Source organism: Priestia sp. D51 (genome assembly GCF_053345675.1).
The window spans coordinates 757009-775802 of the sequence record NZ_JBLTIR010000002.1; the positions used below are offsets into that span (position 1 = coordinate 757009).

Below are 18794 nucleotides of genomic sequence, written 5' to 3' on the forward strand. Positions count from 1 at the left end.
GTTTTTATTAGAATAAGGACTTATTGTGAACAGCAGATGAACAGCTTGTTACAAAATCCATTCACCGCGCGCAATCATCTCTACTTTTCCGCCTACTTTAATGTGAAAAGCCTCTCCATCATAACTAGCTTTTACATACAGCAGTGAAGGTCTTCCTATTTCGTATCCTTGTTCTACACATATGTCAATAGCTTGCTGATTAAAATAACCGTATTTAACTAAATATGCTGCTAAACAGCCGTTGGCGCTGCCGGTTGCCGCATCTTCTGGAACGCCGTAATAATCAGCAAAATCTCGCACATTTACGTGATGATCTTGGTGATAGGTTTCCGGCGAAAAGACCATAATTGCTTTTGCTTCCGTGTTTTCTATCAGCTTGAAATATTTTTCTTTGTCTACATTTATCTCTTTAGCAGCTTCTAATGATGTTAAAGGGACAAGAATGACCGGCAGACCCGTGGATACTTCTTGAACGGGAAAACGCATATCGATATAAGTTTCATCAAGGTTTAACACGTCCGCCACCTGCTTTTTATCTAACACTTTCCCAAACGTCGGCTGACCTTGTGTCATCCACAGTACATCTTTTTGTTCATCGTATGTAACAGGCGTAGGACCTGCTTTATAATGAAGAGTAAGCTCCTCTGTATCTTTTTCTTCTAGTTCTTCTCGAATAACATAAGCGGTACCGAGCGTCGGATGGCCTGCAAATGGCACTTCTTCAGTAGGCGTAAAAATCCGTACATCATATTCTCCTTTTACAGAAGCCGACGTAATAAACGTCGTTTCAGAGAAATTAATTTCTTTAGCCATTTGCTGCATCTCTTTGTCTGAAAGTCTTCCGGCGTCTTTAAAAACGGCGAGCTGATTTCCCGTATATTTTCTCTGTGCAAATACATCAACAATGGAATACTGAATAGTTTTCATTCCTGTGTTCCTTTCTAACGCAAATTTTTATGTACAAAATGGGTCATTACTTTTTTCTTTAAAGCCTCATATTGCTCCTCATTCGTATCCATAAACGCTTCTTCCCGACTGGATAAAATATCTGCGTAATGGAGAGGCTCACGAAATTGTTCTTGTGTAAAATCATAGCGCCGTTCGTTGAGCTGATTATAGAAATGCCAGCCTTCTTTACACGGAGTTTTTAAAATATCTCCTCCTTTGATATCTTGAACGACAAGCGCGGTCACTCCGCACTGTCCTTTGGCAGGATTGTCAGCCGTCCACTTCGTGCTTGAATGAATTGACCACGATTGATGCAGGGCTTTCTTTAAACGATTCACGTTGGGGCAGCTCCTTTTTCTTCAAATCTACCATATTCTTCTTTTTTATGAAAGTTCCCATTAAAAAATACACAGCGCAAATATTCTTACTTTAAAAATAATTTAAGGAAGAATAGAAAAATACTAGAAATAATGTATAATAATAGAGTCATTTTAGATGATAGATTATAACCAATGAAAGGTGTTTTAAATGGAAGAACAAGCAGTAAATGAACTCCTGTCTTTTGAAGAAGAGCATAAAGTAGTTCGAACAAATACGTCTTATTATGATTTAAAATGGGGAAAAACAGCCAATCCAGCTAAAAGCAACACGTGGAACTGGGCAGCCTTTTTTCTAACAAGCGCTTGGTTTGCATACCGAAAAATGTATAAGCACTTTTTTATTTTAACGCTTATTGAAGTAGTTTGGTTTTCCCTTTTGTGCTTTGTAGACATACCAGAGTGGTCCGATGCAATTGTGTTCGGCGGTGCTTCACTTATTACAGGGCTATGTGCCAACCGCTGGTATTATAAGCACGTTAAAAACGTGTTAGCTCGAGCCGAAGCTCAGCCAGAGCAGCGGAAAGAAGCTTATTTGCAAATAAAAGGCGGCACTCATATCGGAATTGCTATTGGTTTAAGTATCTTAGCGCTTGTGATTACGTTTGGAGTCGGAGCGGGATTATCATATTTACCAACAAAAACGAATATTAAAGATGTAGTTCGCTACGGCGATGAAGCACCCACGCTTGAAACGTATACTGACCATCCAAAATGGAGCTACATCAAGCAAGAAGGCCGTCATCACGTTGTACAATTTACCGGCTACGATTATACAGAAAAAGAGCATGTGCGCATTGTGTTTAACGTTTATTTGGATAAACAAATTTACGAGTGGGACAAAATTTACATCAACGGCAAAAAGTTAAATAAAAAAGATGCGGAAGACTATGAATACTGGATTGAAGACAGTTCAGCATATTAAAAAGGTCAGCAAAAAAGAAAGGATGAGTGCTTGCTCTCCTTTCTTTTTTGTTTTATCTTAAAGCGTCAAAGGCAGCTTAACCGTCACTACTGTCCCATTCTCATCACTTTCAATTGCAAGCTTACCGTTATGCTCATTGATGATCGTTTTACAAATAGAAAGCCCTAACCCCATGCCTGTTCCATCTTTTGTTGAGAAAAATGGATTTCCTACTTTATTAATAATAGATAGCGGAATCCCAGAGCCGGTATCTTGAATGTCAATAAGAGCCCAACCTTCCCATTCTTTGATAATAAGATTTACTTCCCCGCGTTTCTTTTTCTCCATTGCTTCAATAGCGTTTTTCAAAAGATTCATAAACACTTGTCTCATTTGAGCAGGATCGATTGATACAAGCGGAATGGCTCCTTCTATTCTTACGTTCATTTCGACATTATACAGCGCAGCTTCACTTTTCAAGAAAGCAACGGTATCATGAATAACTTCTACAATCGATACGATTTCTTTTTTAGGCGCTGTTGGCTGCGTGACAAGCAAGAAGTTGTTAATGAGTTCATTCATACGATCCAGTTCATCAAGAACAATTTTTTGAAAAGGTTCTGCCTGTTCATTTTCATTAAATAAAAATTGAATAAAGCCGCGCACCGACTGCATCGGGTTTCGAATCTCATGCGCTAACCCTGCTGCTAGCTGTCCTACGAGTGCCAGCTTATCAAGCTGCAGAATTTTCTCTTCAATTTTCGGCAAAACAGCCGCTTGATTTTTATAAATAATATGAGACAAAATACCAGCCAGACGGTTTAACCCTTGAATTTCACTTTCGCTAAACTGATAAGGATCCGGATCGACCGCACATAAGGTACCAAACATTCTCCCGTCTTCTAGCACAATAGGTGTTCCTAAATAAGAACCTACCCGGGCACCATCAATGATGGCTAAATTAGACGTTCTAACATCGCGTTTTGTATTGGGAATAACAAGGGGTTCATCACACGTGACTAAGTTGCATACCGCAAGCTCTAGCGGCAGCATCAGTCCATCCTCTACAAGGCTTCCCCCTTCTTTATTAAAGGCTTTCATAACTGAAAATTGTTCGTCGAAAATCCCTACAAACAGCGTCCTGCTTCCGACTACTTCGCTAGCCATCTGCAATACATCCCAAACGGCTTTTTCATTGATGTTCCTCTCTTCCATTACCTTAGTCACCTACTATTTAAATATAGACTGTTCTATTCTCTTATTCTCATTATAAATTTTAAATGTAAAAACGTATATCAAAATTTTAAGAACTCGTTATTTCTTCTATTTCATCATTAGGGTTAAGGATAGCCAGGACTTGATGGTCTTCCCATATGCCATTAATATTTACATTTTTTCTAGCGATTCCTTCTCTATGAAATCCTGCTTTTTCGAGTACGCGCTGAGAAGGCACATTACGTGGCATGACGCCGGCTTCAATGCGGTGAAGATGCAGCTCTTCAAACGCATAGTCAACAAGTGCTTTTACGGCTTCTGTTGCGTACCCTTTCCCATTATGATGGTGATCTAAAAAATAGCCGATAATTGCGCTTTGTAAAGATCCCCGCATCACTTGAAAAAGACTAATGGTGCCAATTAATTTATTATTCTCTTTTTGAAAAAGACCAAAATAGTATTCTTGATCGTTTTTTCTGTTCTCTTCATGACGCTTAATTTGTTCTACTTGGCTCTCTAACGTATAAAAAGAATCCTCTCGAATCATAGAAAACTGTTCAAAAAAGCCGCGATTGTCATTTTGCAGCCGAAAGCTGTTCTGCGCATCGCTGACAGTTAACGGGCGTAAATAAATAGCGTGACCATCTATCATACTATGTCTCTCCTCTACTTCAAGAAATGTATGTATGTAAAAAAAGAAGGCTTTTTTAAAAACCTTCCATTTTCTCACATATTAAACTTTTCTTGTTTGAATGTAAAGTTCTAAATCACTGCTTTTCTTCGTTGTAATATGTTCTGCTATGATTTTAGCTAGCACCATATTATACACCGTTCCGTTATCCCCATATCCGCTTAGAAAGTAACAGTTAGGCATTTCTTCATATATTCCGATAAGGGGAAGGCCGTCATGAGTGCCTCCGTAATAAGCGCTTATGTAATAATCAGCCTCGACTTGAATATGAGGAAAAAGCTTATTGAACTCTTTTAAAAGTTTGTCTCTTTTATGAATGAGTTTGGCATCACGTTCTTGCGGCACAATCGTGTTTTCATCAAGACCTCCTATAATGACTCGGTTATCGGAAGTGGTTCTCATGTAAATATACGGTCGAGCGGTTTCCCAAATTAAATTTCGGTTTTTCCATCCTGTAAAATCTTTTACAGGATTCGTAACGATAGCATAGGAACTTGTGAGTACAGCTTTTTTCTCTCTCTTAAATTCTTGATTTTCATAGCCTCCTGCCATAATGACATATTTAGCTTTGATTTGTGATTTATTTTTGGTAAAAAACACCGCTTCATCTTTTTCTAACTTTTGACCGACAATTTCCGTTTCTTCAAACACCCGAATCCCATGCTGTTTTCCATACTCCAACAGACCAAGTGTAAAACTGTAAGGGTTCAGCTCTGCATCATTTTTAATAAGCATTGCCATTCGTTTTTTAAATCCATAGTCTTTTTCAATTTGTTCTTCTGATAAGATTTCAGCTTCAAATCCATGCTTTTGCATATAAAAATAGTCTTTATTTATCTTCGGGATATCTTCTTCATAACTTGCGTAATACAAGCTGTCTCTTCTTATAAATTGTGCATTAATCGGAAGCTTTTTAGCTGCTTCCTCAATATCTGTAATGGCCTGTTCGCACAACTTATAATGACGGACTGTTCTTTCTTCTCCAAACGTGTTGACTAATTCGTAAAACAATTTATCTCCTAAATATTGAATAAGAGAGGTATTTACAATTGTACTTCCATGCCCTGCTTTACGTTTATCAACAACCACAACATCAAGCCCCTGCTCACATAAATAGTAAGCACACTGTGCACCTGAACTTCCTCCTCCGATAATGAGAACATCGCACTCAATATCTTCCTCTAGAGACGGGTATACAGGCGGCTTCGCTACTGTTGTCTGCCAATAAGGTTTCCCAGATAATAAATCCATGCAAACGCCTCCTTTCCTCTCTCTATTATGCCCAATATCAGCTAATTTTTGCATGCAGCAGGAAAGGTATTGATAAACATCATGTCGTAATCTTCTGCTTTAGACATAGACCTCCAGTAAGTGCGTAAATATATAACTTCTTTCCTACATAAAAAACTCCACGCAAAAACCACCTGGAAAATCACCAGATGGTTTTTTACATTAAGTGGGATGCACGCTCTGATTAACTGTGGATGGACATAAAGCCTTACGCTCCAAAACAGATTTCTTTATAGAAAAGAATGAGGTGAAAAATACTTCTTTTAGGATTCTTCTTTTATTTACGTTTAACAGCAGCCGCCGAAGCCATAACCGTAACCGCCATAGCCACCGTAAGGATAACCACCGTAGCCGTAACCGCCATAGCCATATGGTGATAACAGTGAACCTGCTACTAGCCCTCCTGCTAATCCTCCTAAAAATGGACCTCCAAAACCATAGCCAAATGGTCTGCCAAAACCATAGCCAAACGGGCGTCCGAAACCAAACGGTCTGCCAAAGCCAAACGGTCTGCCAATAAACCTTTCATCTGCGTGTTGAAGTTGATGATGATCTTGAGAATACATAGTAGGTAAAAAATGCATTTCTGAATTCATGAGAGAAACCTCCGTTTTTTTGTTTTTTGCTTTCATCCAAGAATATGCATTTACCTATTCGCTGTCTTGGGCAAATATCTCGGTTATGCTGAAAATAAGGGAAAAGAATTACGAAAAAAAGCAAATGACTAGGTTTATATGAAAATGAGCTTGATTTCTCTTTAGTACCTAATACATACAAAAAGAAGCGGACCCTGACTTAGAATGGTATAAGGAACGTACTAACGTGTTTATTTCATCGTAAAAAACAAAAAGCCGAAGAAAAAATTCTTCGGCTTCTCCTTCATTATTATGTACGCAGGCTAAGGAGGAAGTGGTATTAGCCTGCTTCGTTATAACATGGGGGCTCATATATGAGATCTTGGGATGATTCATCCTATGTAGAAAGTGAAAAAAAGTACCGTGTCCATCTTATTTTCTTATCTTTTTTTATTTTCATTGAAATCGTTGGATATTTTTGGAGCACTTTTGCATTTCAGGCATATGTTAAAAATGTACTCAGAACTTGGAGGTGAACTATATGGGCTTCTATGGTGGCTGTGGTTATGGCGGTTACGGTTACGGCGGTGGCGGCTGCGGATTTGGCAGTGGCTTTGCTTTGATCATCGTATTATTCATTTTATTAATCATCATCGGCTGTGCTTGCTGGGGAGGATTTGGCGGTTGCTAATCATTAGAAATAATGATGAACAGCTTCATTTTCACTAATTTTTTACCAAAAGCTAGCTTTCCACTTTATTATGAAAAAGCAGTGTCCACATAATGGGCACTGTTTTTAAGTGTGCTCATAATGAGACTCACCACTGAGAAAAAACAACATGCTTTTTAATTTACCGTTCCTTGTTTACGCCTTTTCATTACCTTATTTTCCTTGTTCATACTTCCCTTTCTTCTACATATTAATAGATAAAAAGATTAATTAAAAAGAGAGCCACTCTGCAGCTCTCTTCCCGCTTTATGTACAAAATTATACAAACGATTTTTTCAAGACGACCCGCTGATCATTTACAGTATAGCCGTTTCTTTCATAAAAAGCCTGTGCAGCTCCTCCAGTCGCCGTCAAGAGATACAAGCTGTCGATATCGTGTCTTTGAAGTTCGTTCTCAAACCGGCTTAAGATAGCTGAACCGTATCCTTTTCCCTGCACGCTTGCGCTGACGCAAAGCTCGGCCACGTAAAAGGTCATACCGCTGTATGATTTTTTCGCGTGACCTGCAATCATGCCAATTAAATTTCCTTTGTCATAAAATAAATAGCCGATAAATTTAGGCGTGTTCAGTAAATCAGTCAGCCTTTCTTTAGCTGATTTTTCCGTCCATGGTTCACCCCAAGGCTTTTTTGTAAATACATCTAGATACAAGTCAATGCACTGCTGCATATTCTCTGCAGTGAAAGGTACTACTTTTTCGATCATTTTTACGCTTCCTTTTTTGTTTAGTTTGAAGGCTTATTAACAATTCGCTCGTACATTTCCGGCAGGTGCTTGATTTTATAATCAATCGTCTCAAGCTTGTGATGAATTTCTTCAATTTCTTTTAGCACTGCTTTTTTATGATCCATCAGCATTTGAAGACTTTTATCAAGCACGGCATTCTCAAGCGTACAGTTTTCAATAAGCGTCCGAATGTCCTTGATTTGCATACCCGTGCTTTTTAAACAGCAAATTAAATCAATCCATTCAATATCTTGTTCTTTAAAAATACGATTCCCTGACGCTGTACGATCTAAAAATGGAAAAAGCCCTTCTTTATCATAATAGCGAATGGTATAAATTGTCACGTTCAATTTTTTTGCCACTTGTGAAATGGTATACGTCATACTGCTTCCTCCTATACCTTAAACTTCTCAGAAAAACATGATGAGTTTGTCTTGACCTCTAGTTATCTCGAGGATTTATTCTTTTATAGTCTTCTTCATTGCGCACTTTATGCTGCAGACTTTTTGTACAAGCAGCAACATACATTCAAATCAGAAAGGATGAATACGATGAATACTGCTCACATGATGCTTACCATTGTAATTGGTGGTTTTATTGCCTTTTTGTTAGGTCTTGGCGTCACAAAAATAATTGAGCTTCTGCTAAATCTTTTTCTAGCTTAACCAGTAGTTACTTATCGTAAAACGCAGGTAACTCCGTTCCATATCCGAACGGAGTTACCTGCTTTATTTTAAGAACTGCAGCGCTTAAGGTACCATGTTGCCAGCGGCTTTATAAATATCGTACCACTCTTGGCGCGTTAACTTGATTTCTGAACCTTTACTTGCATCTTTCATACGTTGAATATTTGTCGTACCAAGCACTACTTGGATGTTTGCAGGATGCGTTGTAATCCACGCAACGGCAATCGCTGTGTTTGTCACGCTATATTTATTTGCGATGCGATCAATCACTTCGTTTAGCTTTCCAAATTTCTCTTTATCACCTAAGAAAGGTCCTTCAAAAAATCCGTTTTGGAATGGTGACCATGCTTGAAGCGTGATTTCATTTAAACGGCAATATTCAAGCACGCTGCTGTCACGGTTCACAGCTTGGTCGATACCCATATTTAACGAAATACCAGAGTCTATGATTGGCGTATGTGCGATGCTGAACTGCACTTGGTTTACGACAAGTTTTTGGTTGATGTATTTTTCAAGCAGCTGAATTTGCGCTGGGTTGTGGTTCGACACACCAAAGTGACGTACCTTTCCGCTGCTTTGAAGTTCATTAAATGCTTCTGCTACTTCTTCAGGGTCCATTAGTGGATCTGGACGATGCAGTAATAAAAGATCTAAGTAATCTGTTTTTAAACGCTCTAAGCTGCCGTTAACAGAGTCTATGATATGCTTCTTTGAAAAGTCATAGTAATTTTCCGCTGCGTTAATGCCGCATTTGCTTTGAATCACCATTTTTTCACGAAGACTTGGGTTCATTTGTATAGCATTTGCAAAATATTCTTCGCATTGTCCTACATAATCAGGACCGTAAATATCAGCATGATCAAAAAAGTTAATTTCTTCTTCCATCGCTGTGCGGATTAGCTTCTCTGCTTCCGGTAAAGAAAGCTCTGTTAAACGCATATTTCCCATAATTAAATTTGATACGTGTAAGTCAGTATTAGCAATTGTATGATACTTCATATAAAGCCCCTCCTTGAAATGATACTACTACAAGATAAACCATAGAGTTAACTCTAGGTCAAGCAGAAAGAATAAAAGATTTTATAAGCAGCGACGATAAAACACCCTATCTTTTTTGGTAAAAAGATGAAATACTAGGTTGTGGTGTGATAAAAATCACTGCCGCTTTGCATTTCATTTAGTAGTATATGTTACGTTCTTTTCTTCCTTTTTATCGAAGCTTATTTCATACCAACACATTAATCTATCAGGCAAAGGAGCTTATCAATCACTATGCAGAAAACGAAAGCAAAACGATTTGAAATACAGTATTCCGTTCTAAAAGATGAAGCCAAAATCAAAGGAACTTTTGTGATAGAATCTGCTAAAAACCGAGATGACGCATCAAGACTTGCTAAATTAAATGTCTCTACAAAAGAAAGAGTGTTTATTCAATATGTAAAGATTTTAAAAGTTAAACGAGTTTCTACAGATTCGGCGGCAAAGTGACATTGGTTTGCTTCTTCTTTTAGCAAGCCCCCATTTATGCTGAAAGTGTCGTCTCAGAAGATACTTGTTTCGTTCGTGTGAGTAATAGAACTAATCCAATAATACAAGCTGTGCCCATCCATTGATAAAAACCAAAAGGCTCTTTCAGCCAAACAACGGTTGTGATAACAGCGGCTAAAGGTTCTAAACTTCCAAGCAAACTCGTTTCTTTAGGTGAAAGACTTTGCAGACTTTCTACATAAAACCAAAAAGCAAGCATCGTGCCAAAAATAATGACAAATAAAATATATCCCCAGGTTATTGGTGATAAGCTTGATGCTTCCCAAGGAGGATGAATAAAGCTCATTACGCTTCCCCCAATTACCATTGACCAGCCAACGATGACAAGCGAACTGTACTTTTTGATCAGCGGAACTGCATACAGCGTATAAAAAGCAGCTGCTACGCCTGACAGCACTCCCCAAACAACGGCAGATACAGGAACAGACAGCTGAGAAATAGAGCCGTTTGTTAATAAAAAAAAGCAGCCCCCCAGTGCCAGCAGAACAGTGATGACGTCTTGTCGCGTAAATATAGACTGCTTGCGCAAAAGCAAATAAATGATAATCATCACCGGTGATAAATACTGTAGCAGCGTAGCTACTGCTGCATTTCCATGCTTAATAGAAGCCATATACGTATACTGAACGGCGAGCATACCAGCTATGGCAAAAACGACGAGCTGAAAAGCTGACTTTCGGTTCTTCCATACTCCAAGTACGTGAGAATGATTCCTTTTTATACATGAAATCATTAGCAGCAAAAAACCCGCAGTGAGCAGCCGTACTGAAACAAGCCAGTCTACACTGATTTCAAATTCTTGAAAAAGCTTTTGAGCAACCGTTCCTCCCATCCCCCAACATATAGCTCCCGTTGTTACAAAAAAGAACCCTTTTTTTCTGCTGAGATCGTTCATCTTTCATCCCTCACTTTTATTATAAGAATAGTGTTATAATAAATGAAAAACGGGGCAGAAAATACGCATATTGCATTAAAAAATATAAATATATTGAGGTGTCCATGTATGCCAGCAGCGCATTTTAAAATTGATGAAAACTTAAAAGAGCTAACGACCCATCGCACTGTTGAGCTGCCAGTGGCATGTTATCAAACAACAATCAGTGATCACATAAACGGCTACATCCCTCTTCACTGGCATGATGAGCTTCAATTTGTATTGGTTATAAAAGGTAATGCGTCTTTTCAAATAAATGAAAAAACAGTGACTGTAAAACAAGGCTACGGACTGTTTATTAACAGCGAATGTCTTCATATGGCTGAAGACATACACAAATCTGGCTGCGTGTACATTTGCTTAAATGTTTCTCCTCATTTTCTTGTGCCGCAAGAGCTTTTCACAAATTACGTTTATCCCTACATTCATGCAACGAATCTATCACATTTATTCATCAGTCCAAAGCAAGCGTGGGGGAATAACGTGTTAGATTCTATACATAAGATATACACATGGATCCATAAGCAGCCGCTCCACTATGAAATAGAGATTGCCTCTGAACTCAGCATACTTTGGAAAAATGTAATTCTTAACGGGCTGCAGCTAAAATACAACGAAAAAGAAATGATCAAAAATCAGCGGATGAAGCAAATGCTGAATTGGATTCATTTGCACTTTGCTGAAAAGATTACGCTTGATGATATTGCCAAAGCGGGACAATTAAGCCGTTCTGAATGCTGTCGATATTTCAAGAAAATGTTAAAAAAATCGCCTTTGACCTATGTATTAAACTATCGAATTCAGCAAAGCTTAGTTATGCTGCAGCAAGCAGAAGCAAATGTGACGGACGTCGCCTATCAAGTAGGATTTAATAGTACAAGCTATTTTATTAATCAGTTTCGAAAAGAAATGAAGATGACTCCGCTCATGTATCGAAAAAAGAAGCTGCATATCTCATCACATCACTAAAAAACGGCGGGGCACTCACCCCGCCGTTTTTTATGAACTCTTTTTACTCGTTGATTTTGCATCAGAAATCTTCCCTAAGAAGAATCCGTCTACTTCTGCTATTTTTCCTCTCCAAAAGATCTTTCCTTTTGAAGGAGTAGACTTACTGTCTCCACAGTAGATCTTTGTATTTTTTAAATGAATAAAATGGGCTTCTGCTTCTCCGTTTGATTCGCTCGCTTCGCTTGCTAAAGAGAATTGTTCGCTTAGCGCCTGAGCCACTTCACTGCCTTCTTCAAACGTTTCGCTTAAGTAATCAAAGTATTCTTTTGCTGAAATCATGGTACCGGAAATCACAGCGCCGTTTACATTTAATGAAATATCAAGTGAAAAGCCGTGTTTATTAGAAGCTTTCACAAAGTATTCAAGCGTATTGTCTTTAGTTGAAAAAGAAGGGCCTGTACTCATGTATTTCTTTCCTCCTTTACGTCTTAGGCTGTTGTATCGTCTTCACTAGAAAGAGATGTTGCGTCATCATCTTCTTCATCCGTGTTTTTCTTTGCTTTTGTATTTTTTGATTTTTTAGCTGTTGACTTTTTTGGTTTCGCTTCCTTTTTTTCTTCTTCACTTTCCTCTTCTTCGTCTTCTTCTTCTGTTTTTACTTTTTTATTTTTTTTGTTTGAACGAGAATCTTCCTCTTCTTCCTCGCTGTCTTCGTCACTTTCACTTTCTTCTTCCTCTTCTTGCTCCTCTTCTTTTTTGTTCTTTTTACGAGGCTTAGATGTTTCTTCTTCGTTTTCATCGTCCTGCTCGTTTTCCTCGTTCTCATCGTTCTCTTCTTCGTCGGAATCTGTATCTTCCGCTTCTTCGTCTTGATTTTTATTGAGGCTAAGCTCAACAAGCATGTTCATTTTTTCTTCAAGCTGTGATAAACGGTCTTGAAGAGTTTGATTTTCTTCTTTTAACTCATCGTACTCTTGAACGTTATCGTCTTCTGTTTCGCTACTAGAAGAATTTACGTTTTCTTCATCATCTTTTGATTTATCTTTTTTAAACAAGCTTCCCGCAGATGTTTTCAGGCTGGCCACGCTGCTTTTTGATTTTTCTTTTACCTTTGTTCCTAAATCAGATGCTTTGCTTTTTAATTCGTCTGTATCAATGCGGTCAAGGAGACTTTTTCGATTTTCAGGAGTCGATACATATCCAATCGTTGCACCGATGATGCCTCCTGCTACCGCTCGTTTGATTGGCCCGCTGCTTGTTGTTTTGCTTGCTTTTGAATCGGTCTTTTCTTTTGAACCGTTTTCCTTGTTTTTGTTTTCCTTGTTTTCTACCTGTTCGTTATTTAATTTAGTTTCAGTTGCCATTGTAAATCCCTCCATTTTTTAAGTAGCGTACAGTTTTTAACGTTCTGTTTCTATTTTTTCTTCAAGCGTTTTTAACCGCTCATGCAGCATTTTATTTTCTTCTTCGAGCGCTTTACTATTGGCTCCTTTTGAACTGAGATAGGGATCATTTTCCCACCAGTCCATGCCGATTTCTTTTGCTTTATCAACCGAAGCCACAATCAAGCGGATCTTTATCGTTAATAGCTCGACATCTGCAATTCCTACGGTGATGTCCCCCGCTATGACGACTCCTTTATCCAAAATCTTTTCGAGCACATCTACAATCGTACTTGACTGCATATTATGTTCGACTGCCATACTGTTCCTCCCACTGACCGCTTAAAGCAGGCTGCCTAGCGGTCCAAGATCAATATTTAAATCTTCTGCGTCCAGACCGAACACCTCTTTCAACTCGTCCATTTTTTCTTCTAAGTTCATTAGTGCAATTCCTAAGTTTTCAATTTGTTCGTCCGTCAACGTTCCACCCTCCACCCGCCTCATGGCATGACGTTCAACGATTTGCCTCAATAGTTCAATAACTGTCATCACAAGCTGCGCTAAGCCTTGTTCAGCTTTATCAGGATCCAAGTGGATTTGTCCATTTGCTTGGCTGACCGGTTGCATCCAGTAATTCCTCCTTTTGTTTATCAAATTGTTCAGAAGTGATGGGTTTGCGATTTCCTTCTTTTGCTTGCACCAACGTTTCAACCGAAGAAATTAGCACCCGCAAATCCAAATACACTAAATCGACGCCGGCTATGGAAATGATTAAGTCTCCTTTAATGGCGACTCCTTTATCTAAAATGACATCTAAAATATCAATAAGAGCAATATCTTTATTCTCCATGGATTGTTTAAGAGACATAATGTTAATTCCTCACTTTACGCAAAGCTCGAGAAATGATAGGGCGGCCATGGTCCCGTCACTTCAAATTTCCAGCCTTTATTTTCAAGCTTTTGCTGAAGCTCTTCTATTTCGTTTACAAACTTAGTGATCTGGAGAGACGGGAGAAGAAACACGCTGTTCCACGCCATTTGTTCAGCCGCGCCCGTTACGTCCTTGCTCCAATTCTTTTTAACAGAGTCATAAAGCGACAGTTCTTTTAGCTTGTCATGTATCTCTTCACACACTTTGTTTTTGTGAAGCTCTAATTCTCTTTCAATCAGCTGATCTATTTTTTTCTTTTCAAAAAACTGTCTTCCTGGTGACAATTCACTAATTTCTTCTTTTTTTGCTTTCACGCTTTCATTCGTCTCGCTGATTCCTTTTTTAAGCTCTGTATCATCACAGTAAATCTTCACGTTCCACTCTTCATTTCCTTGAAGCAGCGTCAGTGAATTCTCTAGCTTTTCTTTGTTAAGCTCAATAGCTGCCTGCAGACTTTCTTTACTTTTATAAATGGTGCAAAATTTTAATGGAATGATCGTAAATTCTTCGTACAAAGCGGCTACCGTTTCGTGATGATGAAATGCTTTTTCCTGCAGCCAGCTCATATCCTGCTCCATTTTTTCTTTAATCACTTCTTCTGAATAGGCGTCAGCATCCAGCTTAGAAACGACAGCCGTCACCTGATCAATCGTTATTGGGTACAGTGAATGTTCTCCGTCAAACCCTTTATAAGATGGAAACGGCTCTCTGGCTGCTGCTTCTTTTGTTGGAATTAAACCGTATAAATACAGTAATTCTCCCATCTAGGATTCCTCATTTCTTTTTTTTGTCAGTTCTTCCCATTGTTCAATTTCTCTGCGTTTCGCGATTTCGTACCTCATTAACAATTCATCTTCTTTTTCTTGAAACGCTTCTTCCGGAATTTCACCAAGCTCAAACATCATTTGAAGCTGAATGAGTTTTTGCTGAATCGTCGGAAGGTCATATAGCTGTTTATCAGCTTCTTCCTGTACTTTTTCGCCGATTTTTACTACAAGGTTAATAGGTGCGGTTACTAATTTGTGAAGCACGTTATTTCTCTTCTACTTTTAGGCGAATGTTCACAAAATTATAAGCAGGCCAAGGACCGCTGTAATGAAAATCGGCTTTGTCTTTCCAGTTTTCATGCGCTTCATTCACTTTTTCATCAAACGTCGCTTCATCTTCTCGGTTAATTAAGAAAGAAGCGTTTAAAAGCATTGTTTCGCCCGTTGGCTCATTTGCTTTTGCTGCTTCCGCTGCTTCTTCAAGCGGAGAGAACACATCTGTCTTGACTTCTTTTTGCAGGGAAGTAAACATCTTTTGAGCCATTCCTCCAAGCTGAATACGCTCATAATAACCGGCTGCTTCTGATTTTCCTTTTACGGATGCTGATACTTTTTCAAGTTCAGGATTTTCGTTTACTTTTTTCTCGAGCCATTCTTTTTTTCCAATTACTTTTAAACCAACTTCAATTTTTCCTTTGATCGCTGGAAACAGCTTTTCAAACTGCGGATAAAGGTTTTCTAAAAGAACTTTTACGTCTTCTTTTGATTTGAATACATTCCCAAAGCTGATTGGAATAACCGTATCATTTTTGTCCATAATCGCTGCTACTGCGTGTTGATGCATTAATAGATTTTGGCGATTAGGATGATAAATTTTCATCGGCACTTCAGCTGCTACCATCGCCGCGTCTTTGTAGCGAATCAAAAACGTTTCAGCTTTTGTTCCTTCTACTTCTACCGATCCAAAATCTTCGTCTTTATCCGTTTGAATGGCGCTAAAAATATAAATGCCCGTTTCGTTTGTTTCACTCATGTTTTCAAGCTCCTTTACTTTTCTTCAGTGTCTATATTCTTACACTCTTCTAAAATGATTTTTTCGGCTTTGCTTTTTGCATTTTTCTCATCTAAACATTTGGTAAGCGGATGATGCAGAATATCCATACATAACGTTTGAAAATCTTCATCATCTCCATCGATAGCAATGTCTTGCTGCGTAGCAAGGGTAGCGATCATAAGCGAAGCCCGCAGGCTAAGCCCGCTGCTGTTTTCGTCTCCAGAGCGGTTTCTCACATTTGCTACGAGCGTTACAATTGTGCGCGCTTCGTCTTCTTCTACATCCGTTTTCTCCGTTAAAATCGCTGTCTCTCTGTCGATGTCTTTATAATCAATAAACATAGTAATTAACCTGTCAAGAAGCGCATCTTGCGTATCATATACGCCAGCATACTCAGCTGGGTTGCTCGTGAAGATGACGCGGAAATCGGGATGCACGCGTACAAAAGGATCGGTCATTTTCACTCCATACAGCGGCAGCACGCCTTCTTCTAATATCGATAGAAAGATATTATTCGTCGCAGGCTTAGACCGAGTAAATTCGTCGTAAATCAGCGTATAGCCGTTTTTTACAGCTTCAAGCAACCGTCCATCCTGCCAGTTTTCACTTACTTGTTCATCTTTTTTATAAACAGAACGAACATACTGGTCGATTACTTTTTTGCTCGTATAGCCCGTAAAATCGCCAATTAAATCTTTGTTGTTGAGCTCGTGATTCCCGTGCATCAGCATCACAGGACGCTTTCTCTTTTTAGCAAGCGCTCGCGCTAAAGAGGTTTTACCTCCGCCGGCAGGACCTGTAAAATGAATGGAATAGCCGGATTTTAAATAGCTCAGCGCTCTTGAAAGAACCTCTTTTGTCTCGTCATCTTGTATAAAAGCTCCACTGCCTTTTTTCCTTTTGTCTGTTAAGACGGTCATTTTTACGTTCCTCCTGCCATCTTATCGTTTATGCTTCAATGCCAATGGCGCTTCTATATCTGACGTCGAGTCGTTTGAATGAAATGACTTCTTTTTCTTTATTTAAAAAGCACTCGTATGTTCCAAGCATTTCATCTTTGGCGTACTTTTTCATATATTCTCGTTCTTCAATGACTTCAACAATAACTCTCCAGCCTTCATCTTCAGTAACTTCCACCGAGGTAATTTTATGAGGAGGAGCTACGTTTTCAGCAAAAAAGTCGTTCACGGCTTGCATAATTTTTTTAATTTCCATCTTTAGTAGCCTCCAATAGTTAGATCTAAAAGCTGGAACCACCCTCAAAAAGGAAGGTTCCATACCACTTCATATTAAATACTAAAATTCATATTAAATACTAAAACGCGGCTGCCCTTCACTTGAATTTGAACGTTCAGGAAGGCCGTTTTCTTCTACGTCGTCACGAAGAAGCCCCACTGCCTCTGCATAGCGTAACCATGTATCAACACTAGCAATAACCACTCGTGCTTCAATTGTTAAAATTTCAATTCCTACAACAGACACTCTTGCAAACGCATCAATAACAATTCCTTTATCTAAAATACGGTCAATTACTTCTGCTAAACTTGAACTATTAGTACTTTTTTGAATAGACATATCCCATTTCTCCTTTCGCTTATGATCCCATTGTTTTTAAATCTGTAGATGATTTAATATCATTGGAACTTTTAATCTTAGTAGAGCTTTTAATATCCGTTGCTTTTTTAATCTGATTTACGCCTTTTATTTTCCGCTTGTTTTTTGACTTATCTTTATCGTCTGAAGAAGAAACTTTTTCTTGAAAGTCTTCTCCAGCTTCTTTCACATCGCTAAGCTTATCTTTTACTGATAATAAGACGTCTTGAAGCTTTTCTTTTGCGTCTTCTCCTTTGCCGTGTACCTTTTGGGCATTTTTTTCTTTCGTTTCCTGCAGTTTTTCTGACGCTTCATCCGCTTTTTCCTGCAGTTTCCCTTCGGTTTTTTCGACAAACTTTTCTTTCACTTTTTCTTTAACCTTTTCTTCTACTTTTTCCTTAACAGGTTCAGGCGTGTGCTCCACTATTTTTTTTCCTGCTTTTAAGGCTGCTTTCTCCACATCTTTTTTATCCATGAAATTCCCCTTCAGGACGGATATCTTACTTCTTCGCGTCCATGAGTTTGTTTAGCATCTCTTCAATGCGCTGCAGCTGATCGTTCATATTTTTATTTTCTTCTTTTAGCTCTTCATACTGAGACGTTTCCATTTCTGCGCTTGCGCTGACTTCTTCCTGCGAATCTCCCTGTTCATTTGATGTTTCTTCTTTTTTCTTTTTAGGTGCCAGCAGCTTGCTTAAATTGTCTTTTTCAAGATAGCCTGTAGCCGTCTGTCTTAACGCTCCCATCGCTTGCTGCGTTAAAATATCCTGTGCGTTTCTTCTTAACTCTTGTCCTGTCGCACGTACAATTTCTGATTGTCCTAAGCGACTGAGTACTTTTTTACTCGTTTGCGGACTTGAAAGAAGTCCAATTCCCGCTCCTACTACGCCTCCTAAAATGGCAAGATTCAAAGAGTTTTGCGTTTTTTCTTCCTGCTGCTGATTTTCTTGTTTTTCACTTTGTACATTCTTATCAGTTGTTGACATGTTTCATCCTCTTTTCTCTTATTATTATTTATTTAATGAATTTTCTTACGATTAAAAGACTTAAAAACTAAGCCCTGCTCCTCGCTCCTCTGTTCGGCCAGGCAGCCCTTCTTCCTCTACTTTGTCGGTTAATAACCCGACCGCTTCTGCGTAGCGAAGCCACGTATCGACACTTGCAATAACGACTCGTGCTTCAATTGTTAAAATTTCAATTCCTACGAGTGATACTCGAGCAAAAGCATCGATGACAATTCCTTTGTCTAGAATTCGATCAATCACTTCTGCTAAACTTGAACTGTCTGTACTTTTTTGAATACTCATTTTTTAGCAGCTCCTTTCGAGATTTAACTAAATGAATGATGCTACTAAACAACCTGCTTAACTTTTTTTAGTAAACATACTTTTGAAATATACTTTTTAGCCCTCTTTCAAACATGAATAATTTGCTAAAAATTAATTCATGAAAAATAATTAGAAAATTATTCTACTTCGTATAATAGTTTACA

At 38.6% G+C, this 18794-nt stretch carries 28 protein-coding genes; 4 read left to right on the forward strand and 24 right to left on the reverse strand.

What is annotated here, in order from left to right:
• Positions 1-48 precede the first annotated feature (48 nt).
• Together ACNHOZ_RS10670 and ACNHOZ_RS10675 are read right to left on the reverse strand one after the other, a co-directional pair.
• Complete coding sequence (locus tag ACNHOZ_RS10670; protein WP_063247382.1) at positions 49-927, reverse strand: PhzF family phenazine biosynthesis protein; 879 nt, start codon at positions 925-927, stop codon at positions 49-51.
• A 14-nt stretch (positions 928-941) separates the two neighbouring features.
• Complete coding sequence (locus tag ACNHOZ_RS10675) at positions 942-1286, reverse strand: YunG family protein (RefSeq protein ID WP_063247383.1); 345 nt, start codon at positions 1284-1286, stop codon at positions 942-944.
• Positions 1287-1476: 190 nt separating this feature from the next.
• Here ACNHOZ_RS10675 and ACNHOZ_RS10680 point away from each other — a divergent pair, with 190 nt between their 5' ends.
• Entirely contained in the window at positions 1477-2250 is a 774-nt protein-coding gene (locus ACNHOZ_RS10680) for a DUF2628 domain-containing protein (RefSeq protein WP_168761028.1), read from the forward strand.
• A 57-nt stretch (positions 2251-2307) separates the two neighbouring features.
• Here the strand turns inward: ACNHOZ_RS10680 and ACNHOZ_RS10685 are convergent, their stop codons facing one another.
• The 4 genes from ACNHOZ_RS10685 to ACNHOZ_RS10700 form a co-directional block, all read right to left on the reverse strand.
• Positions 2308-3444, reverse strand: coding sequence for a sensor histidine kinase (locus ACNHOZ_RS10685; protein WP_063247385.1), 1137 nt, complete (start codon positions 3442-3444; stop codon positions 2308-2310).
• 88 nt (positions 3445-3532) lie between these two features.
• Positions 3533-4096, reverse strand: coding sequence for a GNAT family N-acetyltransferase (locus ACNHOZ_RS10690; RefSeq protein WP_048019594.1), 564 nt, complete (start codon positions 4094-4096; stop codon positions 3533-3535).
• 81 nt (positions 4097-4177) lie between these two features.
• Complete coding sequence (locus tag ACNHOZ_RS10695) at positions 4178-5386, reverse strand: NAD(P)/FAD-dependent oxidoreductase (protein WP_048019593.1); 1209 nt, start codon at positions 5384-5386, stop codon at positions 4178-4180.
• 326 nt (positions 5387-5712) lie between these two features.
• A complete protein-coding gene (locus tag ACNHOZ_RS10700; protein ID WP_080968612.1) occupies positions 5713-6021 on the reverse strand; it encodes a hypothetical protein in 309 nt (102 codons plus the stop codon).
• A 520-nt stretch (positions 6022-6541) separates the two neighbouring features.
• On the opposite strand from ACNHOZ_RS10700, the gene yjcZ reads away from it, so the two are divergent.
• Complete coding sequence (yjcZ, locus tag ACNHOZ_RS10705) at positions 6542-6691, forward strand: sporulation protein YjcZ (RefSeq protein WP_014459214.1); 150 nt, start codon at positions 6542-6544, stop codon at positions 6689-6691.
• 297 nt (positions 6692-6988) lie between these two features.
• Here yjcZ and ACNHOZ_RS10710 read toward each other — a convergent pair whose 3' ends face one another.
• From ACNHOZ_RS10710 to ACNHOZ_RS10720, 3 genes are all read right to left on the reverse strand, one after another.
• The gene (locus ACNHOZ_RS10710) at positions 6989-7435 is read right to left on the reverse strand and encodes a GNAT family N-acetyltransferase (protein ID WP_048019592.1); all 447 of its coding nucleotides are present in this window, start codon (positions 7433-7435) and stop codon (positions 6989-6991) included.
• Positions 7436-7455: 20 nt separating this feature from the next.
• A complete protein-coding gene (locus ACNHOZ_RS10715) occupies positions 7456-7839 on the reverse strand; it encodes a MerR family transcriptional regulator (RefSeq protein ID WP_014459212.1) in 384 nt (127 codons plus the stop codon).
• 366 nt (positions 7840-8205) lie between these two features.
• Entirely contained in the window at positions 8206-9141 is a 936-nt protein-coding gene (locus ACNHOZ_RS10720) for an aldo/keto reductase (protein WP_048019591.1), read from the reverse strand.
• Between the two features lie 273 nt (positions 9142-9414).
• Here ACNHOZ_RS10720 and ACNHOZ_RS10725 point away from each other — a divergent pair, with 273 nt between their 5' ends.
• Complete coding sequence (locus ACNHOZ_RS10725) at positions 9415-9630, forward strand: hypothetical protein (RefSeq protein WP_013057984.1); 216 nt, start codon at positions 9415-9417, stop codon at positions 9628-9630.
• Between the two features lie 34 nt (positions 9631-9664).
• Here ACNHOZ_RS10725 and ACNHOZ_RS10730 read toward each other — a convergent pair whose 3' ends face one another.
• The gene (locus ACNHOZ_RS10730) at positions 9665-10585 is read right to left on the reverse strand and encodes a DMT family transporter (RefSeq protein ID WP_048019590.1); all 921 of its coding nucleotides are present in this window, start codon (positions 10583-10585) and stop codon (positions 9665-9667) included.
• A gap of 108 nt (positions 10586-10693) precedes the next feature.
• On the opposite strand from ACNHOZ_RS10730, the gene ACNHOZ_RS10735 reads away from it, so the two are divergent.
• Positions 10694-11593 carry an AraC family transcriptional regulator gene (locus ACNHOZ_RS10735; protein WP_048019589.1) on the forward strand — a complete coding sequence of 300 codons (900 nt, stop codon included), beginning with the start codon at positions 10694-10696 and terminating at the stop codon, positions 11591-11593.
• Positions 11594-11623: 30 nt separating this feature from the next.
• Here the strand turns inward: ACNHOZ_RS10735 and gvpU are convergent, their stop codons facing one another.
• From gvpU to gvpA, 14 genes are all read right to left on the reverse strand, one after another.
• On the reverse strand, positions 11624-12040 hold the full coding sequence (gene gvpU / locus ACNHOZ_RS10740) for a gas vesicle accessory protein GvpU (RefSeq protein WP_013057987.1): 417 nt from the start codon (positions 12038-12040) through the stop codon (positions 11624-11626).
• A 23-nt stretch (positions 12041-12063) separates the two neighbouring features.
• Positions 12064-12939 carry a GvpT/GvpP family gas vesicle accessory protein gene (gvpT, locus tag ACNHOZ_RS10745; RefSeq protein WP_063247391.1) on the reverse strand — a complete coding sequence of 292 codons (876 nt, stop codon included), beginning with the start codon at positions 12937-12939 and terminating at the stop codon, positions 12064-12066.
• A gap of 36 nt (positions 12940-12975) precedes the next feature.
• Positions 12976-13278, reverse strand: coding sequence for a gas vesicle protein (gene gvpJ / locus ACNHOZ_RS10750; protein WP_028414528.1), 303 nt, complete (start codon positions 13276-13278; stop codon positions 12976-12978).
• 21 nt (positions 13279-13299) lie between these two features.
• Positions 13300-13584: a gas vesicle protein K gene (locus tag ACNHOZ_RS10755; RefSeq protein WP_255901710.1), complete on the reverse strand. Its 285-nt coding sequence runs from the start codon at positions 13582-13584 to the stop codon at positions 13300-13302.
• Complete coding sequence (locus tag ACNHOZ_RS10760) at positions 13538-13825, reverse strand: gas vesicle protein (protein WP_033580320.1); 288 nt, start codon at positions 13823-13825, stop codon at positions 13538-13540. The genes ACNHOZ_RS10755 and ACNHOZ_RS10760 overlap by 47 nt, the downstream gene beginning before the upstream one ends.
• A gap of 17 nt (positions 13826-13842) precedes the next feature.
• Positions 13843-14652, reverse strand: coding sequence for a GvpL/GvpF family gas vesicle protein (locus ACNHOZ_RS10765; RefSeq protein WP_048019587.1), 810 nt, complete (start codon positions 14650-14652; stop codon positions 13843-13845).
• The gene (locus tag ACNHOZ_RS10770) at positions 14653-14919 is read right to left on the reverse strand and encodes a gas vesicle protein GvpG (protein ID WP_013084016.1); all 267 of its coding nucleotides are present in this window, start codon (positions 14917-14919) and stop codon (positions 14653-14655) included.
• A 1-nt stretch (position 14920) separates the two neighbouring features.
• Positions 14921-15688 carry a GvpL/GvpF family gas vesicle protein gene (locus tag ACNHOZ_RS10775; protein ID WP_045294303.1) on the reverse strand — a complete coding sequence of 256 codons (768 nt, stop codon included), beginning with the start codon at positions 15686-15688 and terminating at the stop codon, positions 14921-14923.
• Positions 15689-15702: 14 nt separating this feature from the next.
• Complete coding sequence (gvpN, locus tag ACNHOZ_RS10780) at positions 15703-16629, reverse strand: gas vesicle protein GvpN (protein WP_033580318.1); 927 nt, start codon at positions 16627-16629, stop codon at positions 15703-15705.
• A gap of 28 nt (positions 16630-16657) precedes the next feature.
• The gene (gvpO, locus tag ACNHOZ_RS10785; protein ID WP_033580317.1) at positions 16658-16924 is read right to left on the reverse strand and encodes a gas vesicle protein GvpO; all 267 of its coding nucleotides are present in this window, start codon (positions 16922-16924) and stop codon (positions 16658-16660) included.
• A 93-nt stretch (positions 16925-17017) separates the two neighbouring features.
• Positions 17018-17284, reverse strand: coding sequence for a gas vesicle structural protein GvpA (gvpJ, locus tag ACNHOZ_RS10790; RefSeq protein ID WP_013057997.1), 267 nt, complete (start codon positions 17282-17284; stop codon positions 17018-17020).
• Between the two features lie 19 nt (positions 17285-17303).
• Positions 17304-17777, reverse strand: coding sequence for a gas vesicle protein GvpQ (gvpQ, locus tag ACNHOZ_RS10795; protein WP_048019586.1), 474 nt, complete (start codon positions 17775-17777; stop codon positions 17304-17306).
• A gap of 25 nt (positions 17778-17802) precedes the next feature.
• Complete coding sequence (gvpT, locus tag ACNHOZ_RS10800; RefSeq protein WP_048019585.1) at positions 17803-18288, reverse strand: GvpT/GvpP family gas vesicle accessory protein; 486 nt, start codon at positions 18286-18288, stop codon at positions 17803-17805.
• Between the two features lie 60 nt (positions 18289-18348).
• On the reverse strand, positions 18349-18609 hold the full coding sequence (gene gvpA / locus ACNHOZ_RS10805; protein WP_013058000.1) for a gas vesicle structural protein GvpA: 261 nt from the start codon (positions 18607-18609) through the stop codon (positions 18349-18351).
• Between the last annotated feature and the right edge of the window lie 185 nt (positions 18610-18794).

Excerpts from the sequence above, each read along its gene's own strand:
- ACNHOZ_RS10670 (WP_063247382.1), bottom strand. The coding sequence starts at position 927 with ATGAAAACTATTCAGTATTCCATTGTTGATGTATTTGCACAGAGAAAA.
- ACNHOZ_RS10680 (WP_168761028.1), top strand. The coding sequence starts at position 1,477 with ATGGAAGAACAAGCAGTAAATGAACTCCTGTCTTTTGAAGAAGAGCAT.
- ACNHOZ_RS10685 (WP_063247385.1), bottom strand. The coding sequence starts at position 3,444 with ATGGAAGAGAGGAACATCAATGAAAAAGCCGTTTGGGATGTATTGCAG.
- ACNHOZ_RS10690 (WP_048019594.1), bottom strand. The coding sequence starts at position 4,096 with ATGATAGATGGTCACGCTATTTATTTACGCCCGTTAACTGTCAGCGAT.
- ACNHOZ_RS10695 (WP_048019593.1), bottom strand. The coding sequence starts at position 5,386 with ATGGATTTATTATCTGGGAAACCTTATTGGCAGACAACAGTAGCGAAG.
- ACNHOZ_RS10700 (WP_080968612.1), bottom strand. The coding sequence starts at position 6,021 with ATGAATTCAGAAATGCATTTTTTACCTACTATGTATTCTCAAGATCAT.
- yjcZ (WP_014459214.1), top strand. The coding sequence starts at position 6,542 with ATGGGCTTCTATGGTGGCTGTGGTTATGGCGGTTACGGTTACGGCGGT.
- ACNHOZ_RS10710 (WP_048019592.1), bottom strand. The coding sequence starts at position 7,435 with ATGATCGAAAAAGTAGTACCTTTCACTGCAGAGAATATGCAGCAGTGC.
- ACNHOZ_RS10715 (WP_014459212.1), bottom strand. The coding sequence starts at position 7,839 with ATGACGTATACCATTTCACAAGTGGCAAAAAAATTGAACGTGACAATT.
- ACNHOZ_RS10720 (WP_048019591.1), bottom strand. The coding sequence starts at position 9,141 with ATGAAGTATCATACAATTGCTAATACTGACTTACACGTATCAAATTTA.
- ACNHOZ_RS10725 (WP_013057984.1), top strand. The coding sequence starts at position 9,415 with ATGCAGAAAACGAAAGCAAAACGATTTGAAATACAGTATTCCGTTCTA.
- ACNHOZ_RS10730 (WP_048019590.1), bottom strand. The coding sequence starts at position 10,585 with ATGAACGATCTCAGCAGAAAAAAAGGGTTCTTTTTTGTAACAACGGGA.
- ACNHOZ_RS10735 (WP_048019589.1), top strand. The coding sequence starts at position 10,694 with ATGCCAGCAGCGCATTTTAAAATTGATGAAAACTTAAAAGAGCTAACG.
- gvpU (WP_013057987.1), bottom strand. The coding sequence starts at position 12,040 with ATGAGTACAGGCCCTTCTTTTTCAACTAAAGACAATACGCTTGAATAC.
- gvpT (WP_063247391.1), bottom strand. The coding sequence starts at position 12,939 with ATGGCAACTGAAACTAAATTAAATAACGAACAGGTAGAAAACAAGGAA.
- gvpJ (WP_028414528.1), bottom strand. The coding sequence starts at position 13,278 with ATGGCAGTCGAACATAATATGCAGTCAAGTACGATTGTAGATGTGCTC.
- ACNHOZ_RS10755 (WP_255901710.1), bottom strand. The coding sequence starts at position 13,584 with ATGCAACCGGTCAGCCAAGCAAATGGACAAATCCACTTGGATCCTGAT.
- ACNHOZ_RS10760 (WP_033580320.1), bottom strand. The coding sequence starts at position 13,825 with ATGTCTCTTAAACAATCCATGGAGAATAAAGATATTGCTCTTATTGAT.
- ACNHOZ_RS10765 (WP_048019587.1), bottom strand. The coding sequence starts at position 14,652 with ATGGGAGAATTACTGTATTTATACGGTTTAATTCCAACAAAAGAAGCA.
- ACNHOZ_RS10775 (WP_045294303.1), bottom strand. The coding sequence starts at position 15,688 with ATGAGTGAAACAAACGAAACGGGCATTTATATTTTTAGCGCCATTCAA.
- gvpN (WP_033580318.1), bottom strand. The coding sequence starts at position 16,629 with ATGACCGTCTTAACAGACAAAAGGAAAAAAGGCAGTGGAGCTTTTATA.
- gvpO (WP_033580317.1), bottom strand. The coding sequence starts at position 16,924 with ATGGAAATTAAAAAAATTATGCAAGCCGTGAACGACTTTTTTGCTGAA.
- gvpJ (WP_013057997.1), bottom strand. The coding sequence starts at position 17,284 with ATGTCTATTCAAAAAAGTACTAATAGTTCAAGTTTAGCAGAAGTAATT.
- gvpQ (WP_048019586.1), bottom strand. The coding sequence starts at position 17,777 with ATGGATAAAAAAGATGTGGAGAAAGCAGCCTTAAAAGCAGGAAAAAAA.
- gvpT (WP_048019585.1), bottom strand. The coding sequence starts at position 18,288 with ATGTCAACAACTGATAAGAATGTACAAAGTGAAAAACAAGAAAATCAG.
- gvpA (WP_013058000.1), bottom strand. The coding sequence starts at position 18,609 with ATGAGTATTCAAAAAAGTACAGACAGTTCAAGTTTAGCAGAAGTGATT.